The organism is Micrococcus sp. KRD096 (genome assembly GCF_017168495.1).
GTDB lineage: Bacteria > Actinomycetota > Actinomycetes > Actinomycetales > Micrococcaceae > Micrococcus > Micrococcus luteus.
On record NZ_JABFAY010000031.1, the window covers coordinates 1 to 532 of the forward strand.

Consider the following 532-nt stretch of genomic DNA (forward strand, 5'->3'; position numbering starts at 1 on the left):
GGGAGGCTCAGCGGATCACCAGGACGGGGCCGGTGATGATCTCGCGGGCGTCGAAGCCGGCGTCGTGGATCATCTCGGTGGCCGTGGAGTTGAACGGGCGGGAGGAACTGTGGCGGGCGTCGGCCCAGAGCGACCAGTCGCCGTCCATGCCGTCGTAGTCGCCGGGGTTGTAGACCTCAGCGGTGGCGCCCAGCAGGCGGTCGATGTCAGCGGGGATGGTGTGGAGCTCGACGTCGGCGGTGGTGCCGTCGGGGTGGATCATCGTGGCCTTGGTCATCGGAGTCCCTTTCGTCAGGGGTGCGGGGGTCCGGATAACCCCTGCTGATGTGTATAACCATACACGCGTAAGAGGGATCGCGCAACAGGGGCGTGGGATTCGTGGGTGGCCCCGGCGCGGCCGGGGCGGGCGGGCCGCGGGGCCCGCCCGCCCGCGGGGCTCAGTCGTCGAGGCCGAGCCGCTCGCGCAGAGCCTTGGTGGGGGGCAGGTAGGTCTCCCCGTCGTCGGCCAGGTCGCCGGTGATCAGCACCGGGC

Annotated in this window: 1 protein-coding gene; it reads right to left on the minus strand. The window is 71.1% G+C overall.

Annotated elements, in window-relative coordinates; genetic code table 11:
* Positions 1-7: 7 nt before the first annotated feature.
* The gene (locus tag J1M41_RS11215) at positions 8-277 is read right to left on the minus strand and encodes a hypothetical protein (RefSeq protein WP_069941832.1); all 270 of its coding nucleotides are present in this window, start codon (positions 275-277) and stop codon (positions 8-10) included.
* Positions 278-532: the final 255 nt, after the last annotated feature.

Coding starts and splice junctions, on each gene's coding strand:
- J1M41_RS11215 (WP_069941832.1), bottom strand. CDS start 277: ATGACCAAGGCCACGATGATCCACCCCGACGGCACCACCGCCGACGTC.